Below are 22,896 nucleotides of genomic sequence, written 5' to 3' on the forward strand. Positions count from 1 at the left end.
ACCGAGCCTACAGGGACGTACTTGCGGCGTGTCCCGCGAGCGGTGAGGGCACCGCGCCCTCGACCAGACTTGAAGACGGCCAAGCGATCGCGACACGCACGATGCGAGCGTCACTACCTGATTGCTTGATCCCGGCAGCAAAGACGCAAAGCGGATCATCTGCGCCTTCGCTGCAGAATCCTGGCCCGCCCACCATCGCGGGACACGCTGCAAGTACGTCATTACAGCATGGCGCTCTGCGCGCGCATCGTTGTGGTGCCTTGAATCAGCTGTAGGCGTGACGAGCGTTGGCCAGCAGGGTGCTCAGGCGATCTTCCTGTTCGAGCCGGAACACCGCCACTGCGTCCACCAGCTGCGCGGCCTGGTCTTCCATTGCGCGTGCGGCTGCGGTTGCTTCTTCCACCAGGGCGGCGTTCTGCTGGGTGGTTTCGTCCATCTGGGTGACGGTCTGGTTGACCTGGGTGATGCCGGCAGCCTGCTCGCGCGAGGCGCTGGTGATTTCGCCCATGATGTCGGTGACGCGCTGCACCGAGCTCACCACTTGCTGCATGGTGCTGCCGGCTTCGGAGGCCAGTGCAGCGCCGTTACCGATGCGGGTCACCGAATCTTCGATCAGGTGCTTGATCTCCTTGGCGGCGCCGGCCGAACGCTGGGCCAGCGTGCGTACTTCGCTGGCGACCACGGCAAAGCCACGGCCCTGTTCGCCGGCACGGGCGGCTTCCACGGCGGCGTTCAAGGCCAGGATGTTGGTCTGGAAGGCGATGCCGTCGATGACGCTGATGATCTCGGCGATCTTCTTGGACGAGGTGTCGATGTCGGCCATGGTGCTGACCACGCGGCCGACCACGTCACCGCCCTTGGCCGCCACGCCGGCGGCATCCAGCACCAGGCGGTTGGCCTGGTCGGCATTGTCGGCATTCTGCTTGACGGTGGCGGTGAGCTCTTCCATCGAGGCGGCGGTTTCTTCCAGCGCAGCAGCCTGCTGTTCGGTGCGGCGCGACAGGTCGCCGTTGCCGGTGGCGATTTCAGTGGCCGCAGAATTGATCGCCAGCGACGAGTCCTTGATCCGGCGCACGATGCCGGCCAGCTGGTCGGCGGTGGCATTGGCGTCGTCGCGGATGTTGGCGAACACGCCTTGCAGGTCGCCGTCCATGCGCGCGGTCAGGTCGCCCTGCGACAGCGAGGAGAGCAACGACGATACGCGCGACAGGCCGTCGGTGTTGTTGTCCAGCAGGGCGTTGAGTTGCTGGGCAAGCAACAGCAGGAAGCCCTGCTTGCCGTCGATGCTGACACGCTCGCTTAGGTCGCCGGCGGCGGCGGCCTGCACGATGCGGGCCACTTCCTGTTCCACCTGGACTTCCTGGGTGCGGTCGGCCCACTCGACCACAAACCCCATGCGCTCGCCGGCGGCGCCCAGCACGGGGCTGACCACCAGGCGCATGGTGCGGCCGCCGACATGGATCTGTGCCACGTGCGTGCTGGTAAGCTGATCGAGCATGCGCGCCTGATGCTCGGGCTTGCGATGGAACTGGTCGATGCTGGCATTGATCAGGGCATCGGCGTCGAAGTTGGGCAGGTCGCGGCGCAGCTCGTCCTGCACGCTCTTGAGCATGCGCTGGAGCGGACGATTGACGTAGATGATGCGGCGATCGGCATCGGCGATCATCACGTTGGTGCTGACATCGTCCAGCGCGGTACGCACGCGCAGCGCCTCGCTGGCGATCAGGTGGTCGCGTTCCAGGCGTGCGCGCAGGTCGTCGCGCATGGTGCGGGCGCTGAGCAGCAGGCGGCCGAGTTCATCGTGGCGGTCGATCTCGATGGGGTTGTCCAGGCGGCCGGCAGCCACATCGCCGAGCACGCGTTCCACTGCCGCCAGCGGGTGGGTGACCATCTTGCGCGCGGCGATGAACACCACCGCGATGCACAAGGCCAGCACCACCAGCGAAAACAGCAGCATGCTGCGCAGCAGTTCGTTGAGCGGGCCGTCGATGGCGCTGCGCGGCTGGGTGCCGATCACCGCCCACTGCCAGGGTGCATAACGCTGTGCGGTGACTTCGAAGGCCTGGCTGTTGCCCTTGGCATCGCGCAGTTGCAGGTTGGCGCTGGGCTGCTTGCCGTCCAGGACCGACTGCAGCAGCGATTGCTGCTCGGCCGGCACCAGCGCCGCCAGCGTGGCCGGTGTGCCCGGCGGTGCGGCGATGACCTGGCCCTGGTGCTCGCCCGGCGCCATGTCGACGATGAGGAAATAACCGTCCTGGCCCAGCTTGGTGGTGCTGACCTGCGCCTTCAGCGCGGCCAGGCCCTGGGTGTAGTTGCGCCCGACGAACAGTGCGCCGATCACCTCGCCGGCGGCGTTGCGCAGCGGCTGGTAATGGGTCATGTACTGCTCGCCGAACAGCTGCGCCTGGCCGGTGAAGGCCTTGCCTTCGGACAGTGCGGCGTAGGCCTTGCCCTTGCGGTCGAGCAGGGTGCCGATCACGCGCTCGTTCTGCTTGTTGCGCAGCGAGGTGGTGATGCGCACGAAGTCGTCGCCGGTGCGCGCAAAGATGGTCGCAACGCCGCCGGTGGCCTGCGCAAAGCGGTCCACTGCCTCGAAGTTGAGATTCAGCGCCTGCTTGCCGGCGCGCAGCGACGGGGTGTTCTGCTCGCCGATGGTGACGGTGCTGGCGCTATCGAGTTCGCGCGCCCCGGTGGGGAGCATGTCATCGAACACGCTGCCCAGGCGCTGGGTGCCTTCGGTCAGGGTGACGTCGTACATCGCCACCGACTGCTGCATCAACCGGGTACTGGAGCGCAGCTCGGCCTTGACCTGCGATTCGATGTCGCCAGCGGACTGACGGTAGATGGTCAGGGCCAGCAGGCCCAACGAGATGGCGATGACCAGGGTCAGCAGTGCGGAGAGCCGCGTGCCGACAGAGAGGCGGTTGAAGGAATGCATGAGGAATCGACCTTGCCCGGGGGAGGGCGTTACGGATGCGTGAAGTCGATAGCGGCCGCCTATGCTTGAAATTGATGTTTTATGCCGAAATCCGCATGAAACGGTACATTGCGTTGGGTTTCCAGTTTATGAAATCGCTTTCAGCACATTGAGCGTTTCTGGCATTTGTTATGGATGCATGAATATGAGCGCGTCTGGCTCGGTCAGCGGCCGGGTAGGGCACCCCAAAAAAAGGGGCCGCTTCCCGTCGCCAGGGAAGCGGCCCGCAAGATTCGCGGTTGGCGAATCGAACGCTCTCGAATGCTGTGTGGTGTGGTGAACGGGTTGCGGAGCTGCTTAATGGCCGGCGGCCGCCGCCCGCTGCCGGCGAGTGGTGCCGCCGTCCCGCGCGGTCAGGCCGGTCGCCGCACCGTGCCAGGGGAGTGCGCGGCGCACGTCAGGCCGATCAATGGCTCAGAACTCCTGCCATTCGCCAATCGTGGTGGTGGCCGCAGCGCCGGCGCTGCTGCGGACGGAGGTGGGAGCCAGAAGCGGGCGCGGTGTGCGACGCGGCACGGCACGTGCGTGGCCAACCGGCGCACTGCGAGCAGCAAGCGGCGGATGGCTCTCGATCTTGAACACGGCCACCGCTTCGGTCAGTTGCTGCGCCTGGTCTTCCATGGCGCGTGCGGCGGCGGTGGCTTCTTCCACCAGCGCGGCGTTCTGCTGGGTGGCCTCATCCATCTGGGTGACGGTGAGGTTGACCTGCTCGATGCCGGCCGACTGCTCCTGCGATGCGGCAGAGATCTCGCTCATGATGTCGGTGACGCGCTGCACCGACGCCACGATCTCGGCCATGGTGCGGCCGGCCTGGTCCACCAGCTGCGAGCCATCGGCCACACGTTGCACGGAGTCGCCGATCAGGTCCTTGATCTCCTTGGCGGCCGCCGAAGAACGCTGCGCCAAGGTGCGCACTTCCGAGGCCACCACCGCAAACCCACGCCCCTGTTCGCCGGCGCGCGCCGCTTCCACTGCGGCGTTCAAGGCCAGGATATTGGTCTGGAAGGCAATGCCATCGATGACGGAGATGATGTCGGCGATCTTCTTCGAGGACGCCTGGATGCCGGCCATGGTGTCGACCACCTTGCCGACCACTTCACCACCTTGCGAAGCCACACTGGCCGCGCCGATGGCCAGCTGATTGGCCTGCCGAGCGCCCTCGGCATTCTGCTTGACGGTCGAGGTGAGCTCCTCCATGGACGCTGCGGTTTCTTCCAGGTTGGCAGCCTGCTGCTCGGTGCGCTGCGACAGGTCGTTGTTGCCGGCGGCAATTTCGCTGGCAGCGGCATTGATCGACACCGCCGAGGTCTGGATACGCCCGACGATGCCGGCCAGCTGGGTGGCGGTGGCATTGGCATCGTCGCGCATCTGCGCGAACACGCCCTTGAAGTCGCCGTCCATGCGCGCGGTGAGGTCGCCGGCGGCAATTGCCTGCAGCATGCCCGACAGCGATTGCAGGCTGCCGTCGGCGGTGGCCATCAGCTGGTTGAGGCTTTCGACCATGATGCGGAAATCGAACTGGAACTGCGCCGCGTCGCCGCGCGCACTGAAATCGCCATCGGCCGCGGCCGTTGCCAGCTGTTTGATCTGCTGGTTCATCGCTGCCAGATTGGCTTTGACCTGCGCCATCGTGTCGGTGAGGGTGGCCTTTTCGCCCGGCAGCTGGTCCATGTCTTCGCTCAGGTCGCCGATGGCGTAGCGGCCCATGATCTGCGCAAGGCGCGTGGTGACCTGGATGTGGCTGTCGACCAGGGTGTTGGTGTCGCCGGCCATGCGGCCGAAGTCGCCCGGGAACACGCCGGCGTCCATGCGGAAACTGATCTGGCCGGCATCGTGGCGCTTGGCCATGTCCAGCTGGGCGGTGCTGAGGTTGCGCACCTGCGATTGCATGGCGTCCATGGCCTGCAGCAGGCGGCCGGTCTCGTCGCGGGCATCGGTGTGCACGGCGTTGTCGAGCTTGCCCCGGGCAATGGCTTCGGCGGCGCCGGTGGCGCGGTTCAATGGGCCGGTGAGGCTGCGGGTGATCAACAGGCCCAGGGTGCCGCTGAGCAGCACCACCAGCAGCGAACCGCCGACCAGCAGCTTGCGCGAATCGTCCATCGATTGCAGCGCCACGGCCGCGGCTTCGGCGGCGAGCTTGTCCTGCAGCGCGATGTTGTCGCCGATCTTGTCCTGCCATTGCTGCAGCGCCGGTGCGGCCCGGGTGAGCAGCAGCGGCAGCGCTTCATCGCTGTGGCCGGACATCACCAGGTCGATCACCTTGTTGTTCAACTCCCGCACCGGACCGGTAAGCTGGTCGATGTCTTCGCGGATGGCCTTGCCCTGCTCGGACGAGGGCAGCGCGTACAGCGCCTGCCTGGCCTTGGCGTAGTCGGCCCGTGCGGTCTTGATCTTCTCGATGAATCGCAGGTTGTCTGCGTCGCTGGTCGGCAGCACCACGTTGCGCAGCTCGGCGGCGATGACGTAATTGGCATTCATCATGTCGTTGGACAGGCGGATCTTGGTCATGTTCTGGTGCACCAGCGCATCGACCAACCCGCGCGCCGAGCTCAGGCCGCGATAGCCGATGAAGGCGATGAAGCCGGACAGCAGGATCAACACGGTGAAGGCGCCGGCCAGACGTGGCCCGACATTGAAGCGCTGCAGAAAAGAAGTCATGGGGTCTCTCGACTCGAAGGTGGGTTGCGTGGCTGGCGGCGGATGACGTGCTGCGGTGCGCTCGTGTCCGCTTGCCGGGTGCCCAGTGGTAGCGGCGTTGCGATCGGCGAATTGAGCGGGATGCACACTGCCGGTACAGCGCTGGATCACGCAGGTGAGGGGCGCGTGCGGATGCGTTGTCGCTGTGGTCGAACTGTGCCGAATTGTTGGCCGGCCGCGCCTGAATTCACCCATTCTGCGTGCCCGATGCGCGCCGCTGCAGTGCGGCGCAATTGCGCTTCACCTGGCATGCACGGCGTGGGTGGGCAACGCGAGGCTGTCATGACGATGGCGACGGCGATGCTCGGACTATCTCGTGGCCTTCAGCACTGCTCGCCTCGAACACGCCGCCTTCGAAAGACGCCTTGCGCGTCGCGTCGCGCTTGCGTTGCCGACGACCGCGATGTGCCCGGCGGGTGGAATATCCACGAACGCGCGGATGCAATGCCGCGTGGTCGACGCGCATGACCACTGCACTGCGATCCAGAGGGCCGCAGCCGCGGTGTCTGTGTGGACCAGCGAAGACACAAGGCCGGCCCGGTCACCGGGCCAGCCTTGTGTCGATGCGATGTTCAGCGCTGATCGCGGTGCGCGCGACTGTGGCAGCACGCACCGCCGTCAAGGGCAGCGTCGCCCACGTTCAAAAAGCGTGCGGTGCAGCGCTGGGGAGCTCAGAACTCCTGCCAGTCACCGAGATCGGCGGTCGATGCCGCGGCATGGGCGGAGCCGCGTTGCCGGGCGGCGACGGTGCCAAGACCGGCAACCGGGCGCGCTGCGGGGCGCGCATTGGCCGGTGCATTGGCAATGGCCGACAGCCGCCGCGCCACCGGTGCGGTGTTGGCCACCTTGAACACGGCCACCGCTTCGGTGAGCTGCTGTGCCTGCTCCTCCATGGCGCGGGCGGCGGCGGTGGCTTCTTCCACCAGCGCGGCATTCTGCTGGGTGGTTTCGTCCATCTGGGTCACGGTCTGGTTGACCTGCTCGATCCCGGCGTACTGCTCCTGCGAGGCCGAGGAAATCTCGCCCATGATGTTGGTGACGCGCTGCACGCTGGCGACGATGTCGGCCATGGTGGTGCCGGCCTGGTCGACCAGGGTGGCGCCTTGCGCGACCTTGTCCACCGAGTCGTCGATCAGGTGCTTGATCTCCTTGGCCGCACTGGCCGAGCGCTGGGCGAGGGTGCGCACTTCGGAGGCGACCACCGCAAAGCCACGGCCCTGCTCACCGGCACGTGCCGCTTCCACTGCGGCATTCAGTGCCAGGATGTTGGTCTGGAAGGCGATGCCATCGATGACGGAGATGATGTCGGCGATCTTCTTCGAGGACGCCTGGATGCCGGCCATGGTGTCGACCACCTTGCCGACCACTTCACCACCTTGCGAAGCCACACTGGCCGCGCCGATGGCCAGCTGGTTGGCCTGCCGAGCGCCCTCGGCATTCTGCTTGACGGTGGAGGTGAGTTCTTCCATCGAGGCAGCGGTTTCTTCCAGGTTGGCCGCCTGTTGCTCGGTGCGTTGCGACAGGTCCTGGTTGCCGGTGGCGATTTCGCCGGAGGCCAGGCCGATCGCACCGGCTGCTTCCTGGATGCGGCCGACGATGTTGGCCAGCTGTTCGGCGGTGGCGTTGGCGTCGTCGCGCATCTGCGCGAACACACCCTGGTACTGGCCGCTCATGCGTGCGGTCAGGTCACCGGCGGCGATCGATTGCAGCAGGCCCGAGAGCGACTGCAGGTTGCCGTCGGCGGTGGCCATCAGGTGGTTGAGGCTTTCGACCATGAGGCGGAAGTCATACTGGAACTGCTCGGCATTGCCGCGTGCACTGAAGTCGCCATTGGCCGCCGCCTGGGCCAGGTGCTTGATCTCGTGATTCATCGTGGACAGGTTGTGCTTGACCTGATTCATCGCGGTGGTGATCGCGGCCTTTTCGCCGGGCAATTGCGGCATGTCTTCGCTCAGATCGCCGATGGCATAGCGTTCCACCAGGTGAATGGTCTGCATCTTGACCTTGATGTGCGCGGCGACCAGCTCGTTGGTGTCGTTGGCCATGCGCCCGAAGTCGCCCGGGAACGCGCCGGCATCCATGCGGAAGCTGATCTGGCCTTCGTCGTGGCGCTTGGCCATGTCCAGCTGCGCGGTGATCAGGTTGCGCACCTGGTCCTGCATCTTGTTCATGGCCTGCAACAGGCGGCCGGTTTCGTCGTTGGCCTGGGTGCGCACATCGTTATCGAGGCTGCCGTTGGCAATGGCCTCGGCGGCGCGCGTGGCCCGGGTCAGCGGACGCACCAGGCTGCGGGTGATCGCCCAACCCAGCAGGCCGCTGATCAACACCACCGCCAGGCCGCCGCCGATGAGCATCGCACGGCCGCGTGCCATGGCCGTGGTGGCGGCTTCATAGGCTTCGGTAGCACGACGGCGCTGCAACGCCGCGTAGTCGGCCAGTGTGTCCTGCCACTGCTCGGTGGCCGGCGCAGCTTTCTGCAGCAGCAGTGCCAGTGCTTCGTCCGGCTGGCCGCTCAAGCCCAGCGCCGCGACCTGCGCATTGACCTTGTTGGCCGCCTCGCTGGCCTGGTCGATCTTCTGTCGCAGGGCCGTGGCCTCCGGCGATGCAGAAAACAGGTACAGCGTGCGGCGGCTGTCTTCATAGGCAGCGAGCTTGTCCTTGATGATGCCGGCAAAGCGCAGGTTGTCCGCCTCGGAGGTGGGCAACACGATGTTGCGCAGTTGCACGGCAACCGCCGAGCTGGCGTTGGTCATGTCCTGCAGGTGCTGCATGATCGTGATGTTGCGGTTGACCACGGTGTCGATGCGCTCGCGTGCTTGCGCCACCGTGTACAGCCCGGTGGCGACCAGCCCGCAGGACAGCAGGATCAGCGTGCCGAAGGCGAAGGTGAGGCGCTTGCCGACGTTATACCGTTGTAGAAGAGCGATCATGTAGAAATCTCGGGGCAATGGGCGGGAAGGGGGAATGCGCATCGGTCAGGTCGCGTGGATCACGATGTCGAGCCGGGCCGTGGCAGGCAGGCGTCCATCCCTCCATCGATGCCGGTGAGAGGTGTCACGCGGCAATCGGTTGCGGGGCAGGTTTTGCATGCTTGTGTTCGGTAACGGCGACTGCCGCGGCGCCTGAACTCGCTTGCGTGGCCGTGTACGGGCAGCCGTCACCGAGGTGATGCGGGCGTGCACACGCGGGCTGGAAAGACCGGTATCTTGATGACCGCCAAGCGTTGCGTGCGCGGGCAATTCACCGCTCGATCACGCGTCGGGCGTGATGGCTGTGTGCAGGCGGGGTGTTGCCGGGTGGATGCACCGGCGAGGCGAGGGCGAAGCGAGGGAGGCGGCGCGCCGGAGTCACCGGTGAGGTATGCGGAGCGCTGGCGCAATTGCTGAAGGGCGCAGCATCGGGGCCATCGCGGTGCGCGATGGCGGCCGCAGGCGCGCTGCCTGCGTGCCGACCAACATCACGTCCACGGCAGCCGGTGCCATGGTCAGGCGGCGGTGGCTTCGGTCAATGCATGGGTCGCAGGGGCCGGGCCATCGACGGATGCCGTGGCCCGCGCCTGCCGTTTTCAGGCCGCCTGCCCGAGGCGGGCCGGTGCGGGCGCCTGCAGCTGGAACACCGAGACCGCATCACGCAGTTGCTGCGCCTGTTCTTCCATCGAGCGCGCCGCGGCGGTGGCTTCTTCCACCAGCGCTGCGTTCTGTTGGGTGGCCTGGTCCATCTGCGCGATGGTCTGGCCAACCTGATCGATGCCTTGCGACTGCTGCTGCGAGGCCTCGCTGATCTCCTGCATGATCGTGGTGACGTTGCGCACCGAGTCGACGATGTCCTGCATGGTGCGGCCGGCCTGGCCGACCAGCTGATTGCCGTGGTCCACCCGGCTGACCGAGTCGTCGATCAGCTGCTTGATTTCCTTCGCTGCACCGGCAGAACGCTGGGCGAGGGTGCGCACTTCCGAGGCCACCACGGCGAAGCCGCGTCCCTGTTCACCGGCACGCGCCGCTTCCACGGCGGCATTCAATGCCAGGATGTTGGTCTGGAACGCGATGCCGTCGATGACGCCGATGATGTCGGCAATCTTCTTGGAGGCCGCCTGGATGCCGGCCATGGTGCCGACCACCTGGCCAACCACCTCGCCCCCCTGCGATGCCACCGAGGCGGCGCCGACCACCAGCTGATTGGCGCGGCGGGCATGCTCGGCGTTGTTGCGCACGGTGGAGGTGAGCTCCTCCATCGAGGCGGCGGTTTCTTCCAGGTTGGCGGCTTGTTGCTCGGTACGCTGCGAAAGATCCTGATTGCCCGAAGCGATCTCGCTGGCGGCCTCGTTGATGGCGTCGGTGGAGCGCTGGATACGCCCGACGATATCGGCCAGCTGGGTCACCGTGGCATTGGCATCGTCGCGCATGCGTGCGAACACGCCATGGAAATCGCCGTGCATGCGGGTGGTGAGGTCGCCGGCGGCAATCGCCTGCAGCACCGTGGAAAGCGACTGCAGATTGGCATCGGCCGTGGCCATCAGCTGATTGAGGCTGTCGACCATGGCGCGGAAATCGTACTGGAAGCGCTGCGCGTCGCCGCGCACGCTGAAATCGCCGTTGGCGGCGGCCTGCGCCAGCAGCCTGATCTCGCTGTTCATTGCCGAGAGATTGCGCTTGACCGTGTCCATGGTGTCGGTGAGCACGGCCTTTTCGCCGGGCAGGCGGTCCATGTCCTGACTCAGATCACCGATGGCGTAGCGCGACATGATCTGCGCCAGCTGCAGCTTCACCGCGACATGCGAGCCGACCAGCGCATTGGTGTCGTGCACCATGGTGGCGTAGGCGCCGGGGAAGCTGTCGGCCTGCATGCGGTAGCTGATCTGGCCGGCGTCATGGCGCTGCGCCATCTCGCTCTGTGCCGCCAGCACGCGCTGCAGCTGCTCCTGCATCCTGCGCATGTTGTCGAGCAGCTGGCCGGTCTCGTCGTGGCTGGGCGCCACGATGCGCTCGTCCAGGTCGCCGCGCGCGATGTTGGCCGCCACTGCCGCAGCGCGGCGCACGTTGCGGGTGAGCCGGGACAATGTGTACCAGCACAGCGTGGCGATCAGCAGCGCAAGCAGCGACAGCCCGGCGATGGCCTGCCACATGGCATTGCGCGCATCCGCCAGGTGCCGCTGGGACTGCCGCTGCAAGGCCTGCAGCGAAGTGCTGCTGAGATCCTGCATGGCCTGGCCAAGTGCATCGAGCGCAGCATTCCATTGCGTGTCGGCCTGGGTGTCGCTGCCGTCCAGCGCGGTGGCCAGCGCCGTCAGTGCTGCAGTGGCGCGCGTGGCTTCGGTGCGGGCGGCATCGGCCAGGGCGGGGTCGGGCTGTTCCAGCAGGCCCATCGCCTTGTTCAGCTCATTGCGGAAGCGCACATGGTGCCGCTGCAGCTGGTTGAGCTGCTCGCGCAGCATGGCGCGGCTGTCGCCGGCTTGCGATGGATCGCTGGCCGCATCCAGGCGGGTCAGCGATTCGGTGGCATCGGGGCTGTAGATCAGCGTGGCCACCACCAGGTGGTAGCTTTCGATATACGGGGTGTAGACCAGCTGGCTGTCGTCGCGCAAGGCGTCGAGCGCAGCGAAGGCCTGTTCGCTCACGCCGGCATAGGCGTTGGCGTCGGCACCGGAGAGAGGGCGTTGTCGCAGCGCCAGCAGTTGTTTCTGGCTGCGTTCGAAGCCGGGCATTGCCGCCGTGGCCGCAAGCAGCTGCTGCAGGTCGCGTTCGGCCCGGCTGGACGCCGCGCTGGCGGCGCTGCCACTGTCGACATGGGCCGCATGCAGATCGGTGATCAGGCCCAGCATCTGTCCGAGCGGGCCATAGCTGCGTAATTCGTTGCTACTGATGGTGACGCTTTCATTGAGCTTGCCGCTATACAGCAGCACCGGAATGATCAGCCCTACCAGCGCCAGCACACCGATCGCGCCGAGTTTTCTGGCGATGGCCAGATCATCCCAGCGGCTGGTCCAGCGGCGCGGGGAAGGGGGATAGGGTTGCGGCAACTGCGCGGGCGAAGTGGTCATCGATACATCTCATGGGCGTACGCTGGCTATCGGCCGATACCAGTTATGCCTTGAGCCGGCCGGCATCGCTGCCGACCGGAACCGTTCAGCCAGTCCTGCTCGCCTGCTCAGAACTCCTGCCAGCTGGTGTCGTTGCTGGACGCGGTGACCACCACGCGCGGCTTGGAGGCAGCAGTGCGCCCGGCCGCGGAAACCTGCGCCTTGAGCACGGCACTCACCGCCGGCCGCGACGGGACCGCACGCACCGGCGACGGCGGCGCCGATGCATGGCCGGCGTCGGTCTTGAACACCGCCACGGCCTCGGTCAGCCCGACCGCCTGTTCTTCCAGTGCACGCGCCGCGGCGGTGGCTTCTTCCACCAGGGCGGCGTTTTGCTGGGTGGTTTCGTCCATCTGGGTGACGGTCTGGTTGACCTGTTCGATGCCCGAAGACTGCTCCTGCGAGGCGGCGGAGATCTCGCCCATGATGTCGGTGACGCGCTGCACGCTGGAGACGATCTCGCCCATGGTCTTGCCGGCGTCGTGCACCAGCACCGAGCCGTCGGCCACGCGCTGCACCGAGTCGTCGATGAGGTCCTTGATCTCCTTGGCCGCGCCCGAGGAGCGTTGCGCCAGGGTGCGTACTTCCGAGGCCACCACCGCAAAGCCGCGGCCCTGTTCGCCGGCGCGCGCGGCTTCCACCGCCGCGTTCAAGGCCAGGATGTTGGTCTGGAACGCGATGCCGTCGATGACCGAGATGATGTCGGCGATCTTCCTGGAAGAGGCTTCGATGCCGCTCATGGTCTCGACCACCTTGCTGACGATCTCGCCACCCTGAGAGGCCACGCCGGCCGCACCAATCGCCAGCTGGTTGGCCTGGCGCGCGCTTTCGGCGTTTTGCTTGACAGTGGAGGTGAGCTCTTCCATCGAGGCGGCGGTTTCTTCCAGATTGGCGGCTTGCTGCTCGGTGCGCTGCGACAGGTCCTGGTTGCCGGCGGCGATTTCGCTGGCGGCACCCTTGATCGAGATGGCCGACGCCTTGATGCCGGTGACGATCTCGGCCAGCTGCACGGCGGTGGCATTGGCATCGTCGCGCATCTGCGCAAAAACCCCGTGGAAGTCGCCGCTCATGCGCGCGGTCAGGTCGCCTGCGGCAATGGACTGCAACAGACCGGATAGCGACTGCAGGTTGCCGTCGGCGGTGGACATCAAGGTGTTGAGGCTTTCCACCATGACCCGGAAATCGTACTGGAAGCGCTCGGCATCGCCGCGTGCGCTGAAGTCGCCATTGGCCGCGGCCTGCGCCAGGTGCTTGATCTGGGTGTTCATCGCGCCCAGGTTGAGCTTGACCTGCGCCATGGTCTCGGTGAGCACGGCCTTCTCGCCGGGCAGCTTGTCCATGTCTTCGCTGAGGTCGCCAATGGCATAGCGGCCCATGATCTGCGCCAGCTTCATCTTCACCGCGATATGCGAGGCCACCAGGTTGTTGGTGTCGCTGGCCATGCGGCCGTATTCCCCAGGGAACGCATCGGCATCGATGCGGAAGCTGATCTGGCCTTCGTCGTGGCGGCGGGCCATGTCGGTCTGCGCGGCCAGCAGGTTGCGCAGCTGCTGCTGCATCTTGTGCATGGCCTTGAGCAGGCGGCCGGTTTCATCGTTGAACTTCGTATCGACGTCGTTGTCCAGCTTGCCGCCGGCAATCGATTCGGCTGCGCGGGTGGCGCGGCTCAACGGTGCGGTGAGGCTGCGGGTGATCAACAGGCCCAGGGTGCCGCTCAGCAGCACCACCAGCAGCGTGCCGCCGATCAGCAGCTTGCGCGAGTCGTCCATCGACTTCAGCGCAACAACCGATGCGTCGGCAGCCATCTTGTCCTGCAGTGCGATGTTCTCGGCGATCTTGTCCTGCCAGCCCTGCATGGCCGGCGCGGCCTTGGTGAGCAGCAAGGGCAGGGCTTCGTCGCTATGGCCGGTCATCACCAGGTCCATCACCTTGTCGTTCAAGACCTTGACCTCGGCACGGCGCGCATCGATCTGGGCGCGCAACACCTTGCCCTGCTCCGAGGGCGGCATGGCATACAGCGCTTCGCGCGCCTTGTTGTAATCGGCACGTGCCGACTGGATGGTGGCGATGAACTGGCGATTCTCTTCATCGGTCGTGGGCAGCACCACATTGCGCAGCTGCATGCCGATAATGAAATTGGCATTGATCATGTCGTTGGACAGCCGGATCTTCACCATATTCTGGTGCACGATGTCGTCGACTAGGGCACGTGCCGATGACAGGCCGCGATAACCGATAAAGGCAATCAGGCCGGACAGCACGATCAGCACGGCAAATGCCGCCGCCAGGCGCGGGCCTACGTTGTACCGCTGGAGTAATGCAGTCATGACAAGGTCCTGGAAGGCTCGAGATGGATGGAGCGACCCGGTGACGCCACAGCCTGCTGCGTGACATGTCGCTAAGACGAATAACGGCGGCATTGTGCACAAACTTTATACCTGGGTAACAGAAAATGTATAACCAGATCGGTGTCGTAAAATGGCTTCAGGGATGTGTCCGATCTATATGTGGTTTGAGTGGGAAAGTTACTGGCGAGCTCTGCAGTTAATTTAATACAGTAATTGAATATGCTTAATATAAACGTATTGGGTTGATTGACTGCCGGGTTTGCTTTGCTGCGCGTATAGCTAAATAAAAAAGCCGCGCTCCTGCGAGCACGGCTTTGCTGAAACTCCTATCGATACTGGCGGCTTAGAATTCTGCCCAATCCGACTCGGTGGACGGCACCGCTGCAACCGCGCTACGCGCTGCCGGACGCGCCGCACGCGTTGCGACCGGCGCGCTGACCACCGCCGGTCGCTTGGCGGTGATGGGGCGCACCACCGGCGTGGCGCGGGTCACCGCTTCCAGCTCGGCCGACAGGCGGAACAAGGCCACCGCTTCGGTGAGCTGCTGTGCCTGTTCTTCCATCGAGCGCGCGGCGGCGGTGGCTTCTTCCACCAGCGCGGCGTTCTGCTGGGTGGCCTCGTCCATGTGGGTCACGGTCTGGTTGACCTGCTCGATGCCGGCCGACTGTTCCTGCGAGGCGGCGGAGATCTCGCTCATGATGTCGGTGACACGCTGCACCGAGGAGACGATCTCGCTCATGGTGCTGCCGGCCTGGTTCACCAGTGCCGAGCCTTCGGCCACCTTGCTCACCGAGTCGTCGATCAGGCTCTTGATTTCCTTGGCGGCACCGGCCGAACGCTGCGCCAGCGTGCGCACTTCCGAAGCCACGACCGCAAAACCGCGGCCCTGTTCGCCGGCACGCGCCGCTTCCACGGCCGCGTTCAAGGCCAGGATGTTGGTCTGGAAGGCAATGCCATCGATGACGCTGATGATCTCGGCGATCTTCTTGGACGAGGTTTCGATGCCGGACATGGTGGTGACCACCTGGCCGACCACGCTGCCGCCGTGCGATGCCACGCCTGCCGCACCGATCGCCAGCTGGTTGGCCTGACGCGCGTGTTCGGCATTTTGTTTGACGGTGGAGGTGAGCTCCTCCATCGAGGCGGCGGTTTCTTCCAGGTTGGCGGCCTGTTGTTCGGTCCGCTGCGACAGATCCTGATTGCCCGCGGCGATTTCGCCGGCCGCCGTATTGATGGCCAGGGTGGAGTGCTTGATGCGGCCCACGATGTCGGTCAGGCGTTGCACGGTGGCGTTGGCATCGTCACGCAGACGCGCAAACACCCCATGGAATTCGCCGTCCATGCGTGCGGTCAGGTCGCCATCGGCCACCGCGCCCAGCAGCTGCGACAGCTTGCCCAGGTTGCGATCGCTGACTTCCATCATCGAGTTCAGATCCGCCACCATCACCGCGAAGTCGTACTTGAAGCGTGCCGCATCGCCGCGGGCGCTGAAGTCGCCAGCCGCGGCCGCCTGCGCCAGCTGCTTGATCTCGGTGTTGATCGACAACAGGCTGGCCTTGGCCGCATCCATCGCTTCGTGCAGGATCGCGCGGCTGGCCGGCAGACGGCGGGCGTCCTGGGTCAGGTCGCCTTGTGCGTACTGGTTGAGGATGCGCACCGAGTCGATGATGGCATCCAGATGTTCGAAGATCATGGTGTTGATGCCGCTGGCCAGCGTGCCGTACACGCCGGGGAAATCTTCCGGCATGCGGTGGGTGATGTCTTCGGCCGCATGCAGGTGCGACATGCGCGCGGTCTCGTCGGAGAAGCGGCGCAGCATCAGGGTCATGCCGCCGGTGGCGTCCAGCATCTGGCCGATTTCGTCCTTGCTGGTCTTGCCGATCTGCACGCTGAGATCGCCACGCGACACTGCCTGGATGGCGCCCAGCGCCCTGGACAGCGGGTTGGTGATGCTGCGTGCAATCAACCAGCCAAAGGTCACCGACAGGGCCGCCATCAGCAAGGTGCCGATCAGCAGCACCGCACTGGTCAGCTTGAACGAGGCGCTGCTGGCCGCGACCATGTTGGCCAATGCAGTGGACTGCTCGGCGTACATCTTGTCGATGGTCTGGAACAGCACCTTGCGGATGTCGCCGGACTGCTTGTTCGCCAGGATGGCGGCGGCGTAGTCGGGCTGCTTGTACAGCGCACGCAATGCCTTGTTGGCCTCGAAGTAAGCTGCGCTTTCCTTGGCCAGCTTGTCGTAGCCGGCCTTCAGCGGCGAGCCGGCACCGACCTTGGCCTCCAGTGCCTTCTGTGTCTGGAGGTAGCTGGCCTGGATCTCGTCCATGCGGGTGAGAAAGTAGGCGTAGCGCTCGGGATTATCCAGATTGACGAACTGGCCCGACTCGTAGATGCGGAATTCGCCACCGAAGGCGCGCAGTTCCGACAGCCTGCTCAGCACCGGCACGACATTTTCATTGATCAGCACAGCCTGCTGCTGCATTTGCTTCATGCGCGAGAAGCCCATCCCACCCAACAGGGCGGTGAGCACGGCACTCAGGCAGAACGCAAACATCAGTTTGCGGCGGATGGGCCAATCGTTGAACTTGTTCATCATGTACTCCGGGCGATGCAAGGCGATGTGTGTCCTGCACGCTAACGGCCCGGGGCCCGGATTCTTTACTTTGCAAGAATGAACGCGGCGTGTTCGGCGACGCGCCGCATGCCGATCTGCGGTGAAGTGCGCCGCGAAAGATGCGGTCCGGCATCTAGCCATGCCGTGTGCGGCAGGTCATCGTGACGTCTCACACGCGCAGCTGCCGCGCCCTGACCGGGCGCGACCGCAGGCGGTTCAGGCTCGTGTGCGCGACGGCCTGGATGCCGGGTGGGCGGCGACGGCGGTGAGCGCGGGCCGGCCGGTCGATGCGGTGACTGGGGCCGTATCGGCAAGCGTGAAGCGCGACACCGCCTGCGCGAGCTGGCCAGCCTGTTCTTCCATTGCACGCGCGGCGGCGGTGGCTTCTTCAACCAGTGCGGCGTTCTGTTGGGTGGCTTCATCCATCTGGGTGACGGTGAGGTTGACCTGTTCGATGCCTGCGGACTGCTCCTGCGAGGCGGCGGAGATCTCGCCCATGATGTCGGTGACGCGCTGCACGCTGGCCACGATCTCGGCCATGGTGGTGCCGGCCTGGTGCACCAGATGCGCGCCTTCGCTCACCTTGTGGACCGAATCGTCGATCAGGTGCTTGATCTCCTTCGCGGCACCGGCGCTGCGCTGCGCCAGCGTGCGCACCTCCGAGGCCACCACCGCAAAGCCGCGCCCCTGTTCGCCGGCACGCGCGGCTTCCACCGCCGCGTTCAGGGCCAGGATGTTGGTCTGGAACGCGATGCCGTCGATCACGCTGATGATCTCGGCGATCGTCTTCGAAGAGACCTCGATGCCGGACATGGTGGTGACCACCTGCGCCACCACCGCGCCGCCATGCGCGGCGACATCGGCCGCGCCGATGGCCAGTTGGTTGGCCTGGCGCGCATGCTCGGCGTTCTGCCTGACGGTGGAGGTGAGTTCTTCCATTGAGGCAGCGGTTTCTTCCAGGTTGGCGGCCTGTTGCTCGGTACGTTGCGACAGGTCGCTGTTGCCGGCGGCGATCTCGCTGGCCGCGGCATTGATCTGCGTGGCCGAGGTCTGGATACCGGAGACGATGCTGGTGAGCTGCGCCACCGTGGCATTGGCATCGTCACGCATGCGTGCAAACACGCCTGCGAACTGCCCATCCATGCGCACGCTGAGGTCGCCTTCGGCCAATGCGCTGAGCAGGCTGGAAATACGCTCCAGCCCCTGCGAGGTGGTTTCCAGCAAGCCGTTGAGCTGACGGCCGAATTCCAGATAGAAGCCGTGCTTGTCGTCCAGTGCCAGGCGCTGGCCGAAGTCGCCCATCAAGGCAGACTGCACCAGTGCGGCCACTTCTTTTTGCGTGCTCACTTCGGCACTGACGTTGCGCCACAGCAGCATGCTGCCGCTGCGATGGCCGTCCGGCGCGTACAGCGGAGTCATGGTCAGGTCCAGGGTCACCGGGTCCAAGGTGTAACGCTCGGACACGGTGGACTGCAGTTGCTGCAATCGCTGCGTGCGCGCCCTGCCGTCGGCGTCGGTGCCGAACACGTATTCCAGCGGCTTGCCGACAACCGCATCGGCACTGAAACCGGCCTGGCCCTTGGCATGGAAGGTCGGTTCGCCTTGCTTGAACGAGGTGTGCAGCGCTTCGGTGATGAACACCGCATTGTGGTGCTCGTCGGCCAGCAGCACTTCCATCTCGGAGTGCTCCAGCGCGGTGCGGATGCGCAGGTTTTCGTTGGCGACGGCGGTGTCGCGCTCGATGCGCGCGCGCAAATCGTTCTGCATGCGCTGCATCGCGCCCATCAGCCGGCCCACTTCATCCTGGCGCTGCACGGCGATCTGGTTGTCGAGCTTGCCGGAGGCGATTGCATCGGCCACGCCCACCGCCGACTCCAGCGGACGCACCACCTGGCGACGTAACAGCAGAAACAGCGCACCGCTGAGCACCACCGCCGAACCCAGCCCCACCAGCAGGATCGTCCACAGCAGGCGATGCGCCTGCTGCATGATGGCCGCGTAGGGCACCACCACGCCCAGCGCGAAACGTTCCTGCGCCTTGCCGATCTGCAGTGGCACATAGGCACTGACCATGCCGGCTGCGTCGGGGGTGAAATCGACCGAATCCTTGCCAGCCTTGATGGCCTCCAGCATAGTGCGGTGCCGTGCATCGGTCAGCGGTTTGCCGATGCGCGTGCTGTCGCGCGAGGACAGCACCACGCCGGCGGGTGACAGCAGCTCCACATACCCGCTGTCCATCGGGCGCAGGGCGCCCAGGCGCTGTTGCAACGCCGCCAGTGCCACATCCACCGTCACTGCGCCCAGGTAGGTACCGTCCTGCAGGATGGGCGTGGACAAGGTGGTCATCAGCACGGTCTTGCCGCCGATCTTGTAATCGTACGGTTCGGCCACGGTCTGCCGCAGCAGGGCGCGCGGCTTGAGATTCCAGTCACCCAGGCCGGGGGTTTCGTAGTCGGTGAGCGGCTCACGCACCAGGGTGTGGCCGTCGCGTCCCCAGTAGGTCATGAAACGGCCGGTGGCGTCGTGGCCCTGGGCATTGGCAAAGGCGCTGTCCCTGCCGTCGAAGGCCTGCGCTTCCCACAAGGTGCCCATGCCCACCCATTCGGGATGGTCCTGCAATTGATCGTGCACCACCGCGGCGGCGGTGTCGCGGCTGATGCCACCGTTGGCGCGCTGCACCAGCAAGGTGGTGGCCAGGGATTGACCAGTGGTCAGCGCCTGACCCAGTTCGCTGCCGATCTGCTCGGCCTGGTAGCGCGCAGCGTTCTGCATCGTGGCCTGCGCCGATGTACTCAATGCGCCGCTGCTCTGCCAGTAGGTGATGGCCGCGGTCAGCCCGAAGCACAACGACGCAATGACCGCAGTGCCGAACATCAGGCGATACGCCAGGCGTCCGCCGAAACGTGAGTGCGTGGAAAGCGAAGTCATGGGTGTGGCCGCGGAGAAGGGAGAAGGCCCCGCCGGGGCGGGGAATCTGCAGGCGAAGCAGGCAGCGCACCTGCTGTTCGACCCGGGCAGGTGCGGCTGCGATCAGAGCCCGGCATGGGCGCGCGCCGGCTGCCATCCGGGCGCGCAGTGCGCACCACTGGAGCTCAAGTGCGCGACATCCGCCGGCGGTGGCTAGTAGGCGGCCAGCGCCACGCGCTTGGGTGCGCGCGCACCAACGTTGCCGTGGGAGCTGGCCGTTGTCGCCACCACCCGGAAGATCGACACCGCATCGTCCAGTTGCTGCGCCTGCTGCTGCATCGCATTGGCCGCGGCGGTGGCTTCTTCCACCAAGGCGGCGTTCTGCTGGGTGCTCTCATCCATCTGGGTGACGGTGAGATTGACCTGCTCGATGCCGGCGGACTGTTCCTGCGAAGCGGCCGAAATCTCGCTCATGATGTCGGTGACGCGTTGCACCGAGGACACGATCTCGGCCATGGTCTTGCCGGCCTGGTCCACCAGCGCCGAGCCCTGCGCGACCTTGCCGACCGAATCGTCGATCAGGTGCTTGATCTCCTTGGCCGCACCGGCAGAGCGTTGCGCCAGGGTGCGCACTTCCGAGGCCACCACTGCAAATCCGCGGCCCTGTTCGCCGGCGCGTGCCGCTTCCACCGCGGCGTTGAGCGCCAGGATATTGGTCTGGAACGCAATGCCATCGATGACGCTGATGATCTCGGCGATCTTCTTCGAAGCGTGTTCGATGCCGGACATGGTCTCCACCACCTGGCTCACCACCTGGCCGCCCTGCGAGGCCACGCCGGCGGCACCGATCGCCAGCTGGTTGGCCTGGCGCGCGCTTTCGGCGTTCTGCTTGACGGTGGAGGTGAGCTCTTCCATCGAGGCGGCGGTTTCTTCCAGGTTGGCGGCCTGCTGCTCGGTGCGCTGGGACAGGTCGTTGTTGCCGGCAGCGATCTCGCTGGCCGAACCGGTGATGGAGGCGGCGGCCTGCTGGATGCGCCCGACGATGCCGGCCAGCTGGGTGGCGGTGGTGTTGGCATCGTCACGCATGCGCGCAAACACGCCGTGGAACTCGCCGTCCATGCGTGCGGTCAGGTCGCCCTCGGCCAGCGCGGTCAGCAGCTCGGACAGCTTGCCCAGATTGCGGTCGCTGACCTCCATCATGGCGTTGAGGTCGTTGATCATGCGCGCCGAATCGTGCTTGAAGCGCGCGGCATCGCCACGTTGGCTGAAATCGCCGTTGGCGGCGGCCTGCGCCAGGCGCTTGATCTCGTTATTGATCGCCAGCAGGCTGGCCTTGGCCGCATCCATGGCTTCGTGCAGCACCGCACGCGTACCCGGCAGGCGGGCGGCGTCGCGCGAGAGGTCGCCCTGCGCGTATTCGTTGAGGATGCCGATGGCATCGACGATGGCATCCAGGTGCTCGAAGATCATGGTGTTGATGCCGCCCGCCAGTTCGCCGTAGACGCCCGGGAAGTCGGTCGGCATGCGGTGGGTAACGTCGTCGCCGGCGTGCATGTGCATCATCACCTTGGTCTGCGCGGAGAAGCGCTCCAGGGTGTGCACCATGTCGTCGGTGGCCTTGAGCATCTGGCCGATTTCATCGTTGCCGTGGTCGGCTGTGCGCACGCTCAGATCACCGCGCGCCACGCCCTTGATCGCCGCCAGGGCGCGCGAGACCGGCTCCAGGATCGAGTTGCCGATCATCCAGCCCACCAGCAGGTTGAGCAGCACCAGTACGGCACCGGCCAGCGTCACGATGCCGGTGAAGGCCAGCGCCTGCGACTGGGTGTCGTCGAGGTAGACACCGGTGCCGATTACCCAGCCCCACGGCTTGTACAGCGCCGCGTAGGAGGTCTTCTGCACCGGGTCCTTCTGCCCGGGCTTGGCCCAGGTGTAATCGACATAGCCGCCGCCGGCCTGCGCGGCGGTCACGAACGCGGGAAAGATGCGCTTGCCGTCGGGGCTGAGCACGTCGTTGAGCGGCTTGCCATTGAGATCCGGCCGGGTAGGGTGCATCAGCATCACCGGCGCCTGGTCGGTGACATAGATGTAGTCCACGCCACCGCGTGCGCGCATGGTAGACAAGGTGTGCAACGCGGCCTTCTTGGCGGCGTCCACGTCCATCTCGCCCTTTTGCGCGCGCTCGGCATAGCCATTGACCACCGCGATCGCCATCTCGATCTGGCTCTTGAGGCCATCGCGACGGGTGTCGGTGAGATCCACGTACTGCATGCGTGCCGCGATCACGGCCAGGATGATGATGCCCAGCGCAACCAGCGCCGTCTGGGCGAGGAATTTGCGCTTGAGCGGCACGTTGGCCAACGTCTTTGCGAGCGAGCTCTTGAACGTCATGACAGGTATCCAGCGAGAGGATTGTGACCGGGATAAGTCGAATAGCGACCCATTGGGAAAAATGTTGAGCACCGCTTGACGCTGGTTGTGCTAGCGAGGTGCACAGCCGATTTCGGCGCCATCCGGGCACTCGAGCGTTCGACCGACGCGATGCCCCGCGCCGATGCACGCGCTCACGCGCGGCATACCGCACATCGCACAGCACATCGCACACGTCGCTCTGCAGGACAGAGCGCATGGCATGTGCAGCGTGGGGGCTGGCAGACAGCGATGCAGGGTGAGCGGCCGCCTGGCCGCACACCGGGCAAGCTCAGTGCCGCGGCGACGCGCCGACGGGGGTGATCGAGGCCTGCAGGTTCTGCAGTTCGGTCCACAGCAGCTGGCGGGTGTCGCCGGCATGGCCCAGCGCGAGGGCCTGGGCGTCGTGCAGATCGCCGTCATGCAGGGCGCGATTGGCCTGGCGGTGCTGCGCCAGATACTGGCCCAGCTGCTGCTGCACCACTGCAAACTGGCGCGCCTGGTCGCCCTGCGGCGCGCTGGCCTGGAAGTAGCCCGCATGGCGTGCGATGCGTTGGCGCAGCTTGCCCAGACGCTCGTCGTAGGCCTGCACGCGCGCCGGGTCCTGCGCTGCGGCCAGCTGGGCACGCTGATCGTTGCGCAGCTGCACCAGGTCCACGGCAAGCGACTGCAGTGCGCTGACCGGCACGTTGTCGATCAAGACGGACACCGGGGCGGCCGGCGCGGCGAAGGAGGGTGGCAACGACACGCCCGCGGCCAGCACGGCAACGGCAAACACGGCGCCCAGCACGTTGCGGGCAGAGCGGATGGGATTGGCGGTGTGCATGCGGGACGTCCTTCAACGATGCGCGGGCGGTGCGGCCCT

At 65.8% G+C, this 22,896-nt stretch carries 9 protein-coding genes; all 9 read right to left on the minus strand.

The genetic code is table 11. The features are described from left to right. Positions 1 to 265 precede the first annotated feature (265 nt). Complete coding sequence (locus ABQZ09_RS17110) at positions 266 to 2,938, minus strand: methyl-accepting chemotaxis protein (RefSeq protein ID WP_349777464.1); 2,673 nt, start codon at positions 2,936 to 2,938, stop codon at positions 266 to 268. A 453-nt stretch (positions 2,939 to 3,391) separates the two neighbouring features. After that, the gene (locus ABQZ09_RS17115; protein ID WP_349777465.1) at positions 3,392 to 5,635 is read right to left on the minus strand and encodes a methyl-accepting chemotaxis protein; all 2,244 of its coding nucleotides are present in this window, start codon (positions 5,633 to 5,635) and stop codon (positions 3,392 to 3,394) included. A 710-nt stretch (positions 5,636 to 6,345) separates the two neighbouring features. After that, positions 6,346 to 8,604: a methyl-accepting chemotaxis protein gene (locus tag ABQZ09_RS17120; protein WP_349777466.1), complete on the minus strand. Its 2,259-nt coding sequence runs from the start codon at positions 8,602 to 8,604 to the stop codon at positions 6,346 to 6,348. 635 nt (positions 8,605 to 9,239) lie between these two features. Beyond that, on the minus strand, positions 9,240 to 11,711 hold the full coding sequence (locus ABQZ09_RS17125; protein ID WP_349777467.1) for a methyl-accepting chemotaxis protein: 2,472 nt from the start codon (positions 11,709 to 11,711) through the stop codon (positions 9,240 to 9,242). 107 nt (positions 11,712 to 11,818) lie between these two features. Next, complete coding sequence (locus ABQZ09_RS17130) at positions 11,819 to 14,077, minus strand: methyl-accepting chemotaxis protein (protein ID WP_349777468.1); 2,259 nt, start codon at positions 14,075 to 14,077, stop codon at positions 11,819 to 11,821. A 364-nt stretch (positions 14,078 to 14,441) separates the two neighbouring features. Beyond that, complete coding sequence (locus ABQZ09_RS17135) at positions 14,442 to 16,694, minus strand: methyl-accepting chemotaxis protein (RefSeq protein WP_349777469.1); 2,253 nt, start codon at positions 16,692 to 16,694, stop codon at positions 14,442 to 14,444. Positions 16,695 to 16,931: 237 nt separating this feature from the next. Then, the gene (locus ABQZ09_RS17140) at positions 16,932 to 19,643 is read right to left on the minus strand and encodes a methyl-accepting chemotaxis protein (protein WP_349777470.1); all 2,712 of its coding nucleotides are present in this window, start codon (positions 19,641 to 19,643) and stop codon (positions 16,932 to 16,934) included. Positions 19,644 to 19,835: 192 nt separating this feature from the next. Beyond that, the gene (locus tag ABQZ09_RS17145) at positions 19,836 to 22,013 is read right to left on the minus strand and encodes a methyl-accepting chemotaxis protein (RefSeq protein WP_349777471.1); all 2,178 of its coding nucleotides are present in this window, start codon (positions 22,011 to 22,013) and stop codon (positions 19,836 to 19,838) included. A gap of 310 nt (positions 22,014 to 22,323) precedes the next feature. Continuing rightward, positions 22,324 to 22,857, minus strand: coding sequence for a hypothetical protein (locus ABQZ09_RS17150; protein WP_349777472.1), 534 nt, complete (start codon positions 22,855 to 22,857; stop codon positions 22,324 to 22,326). Positions 22,858 to 22,896 lie beyond the last annotated feature (39 nt).

This window comes from Xanthomonas sp. WHRI 6106, assembly GCF_040202405.1.
Lineage (GTDB): Bacteria > Pseudomonadota > Gammaproteobacteria > Xanthomonadales > Xanthomonadaceae > Xanthomonas > Xanthomonas cannabis.

Bases quoted from the DNA above. Each gene is read 5' to 3' on its own strand.
- ABQZ09_RS17110 (WP_349777464.1), bottom strand. From the start codon at position 2,938: ATGCATTCCTTCAACCGCCTCTCTGTCGGCACGCGGCTCTCCGCACTG.
- ABQZ09_RS17115 (WP_349777465.1), bottom strand. From the start codon at position 5,635: ATGACTTCTTTTCTGCAGCGCTTCAATGTCGGGCCACGTCTGGCCGGC.
- ABQZ09_RS17120 (WP_349777466.1), bottom strand. From the start codon at position 8,604: ATGATCGCTCTTCTACAACGGTATAACGTCGGCAAGCGCCTCACCTTC.
- ABQZ09_RS17125 (WP_349777467.1), bottom strand. From the start codon at position 11,711: ATGACCACTTCGCCCGCGCAGTTGCCGCAACCCTATCCCCCTTCCCCG.
- ABQZ09_RS17130 (WP_349777468.1), bottom strand. From the start codon at position 14,077: ATGACTGCATTACTCCAGCGGTACAACGTAGGCCCGCGCCTGGCGGCG.
- ABQZ09_RS17135 (WP_349777469.1), bottom strand. From the start codon at position 16,694: ATGAACAAGTTCAACGATTGGCCCATCCGCCGCAAACTGATGTTTGCG.
- ABQZ09_RS17140 (WP_349777470.1), bottom strand. From the start codon at position 19,643: ATGACTTCGCTTTCCACGCACTCACGTTTCGGCGGACGCCTGGCGTAT.
- ABQZ09_RS17145 (WP_349777471.1), bottom strand. From the start codon at position 22,013: ATGACGTTCAAGAGCTCGCTCGCAAAGACGTTGGCCAACGTGCCGCTC.
- ABQZ09_RS17150 (WP_349777472.1), bottom strand. From the start codon at position 22,857: ATGCACACCGCCAATCCCATCCGCTCTGCCCGCAACGTGCTGGGCGCC.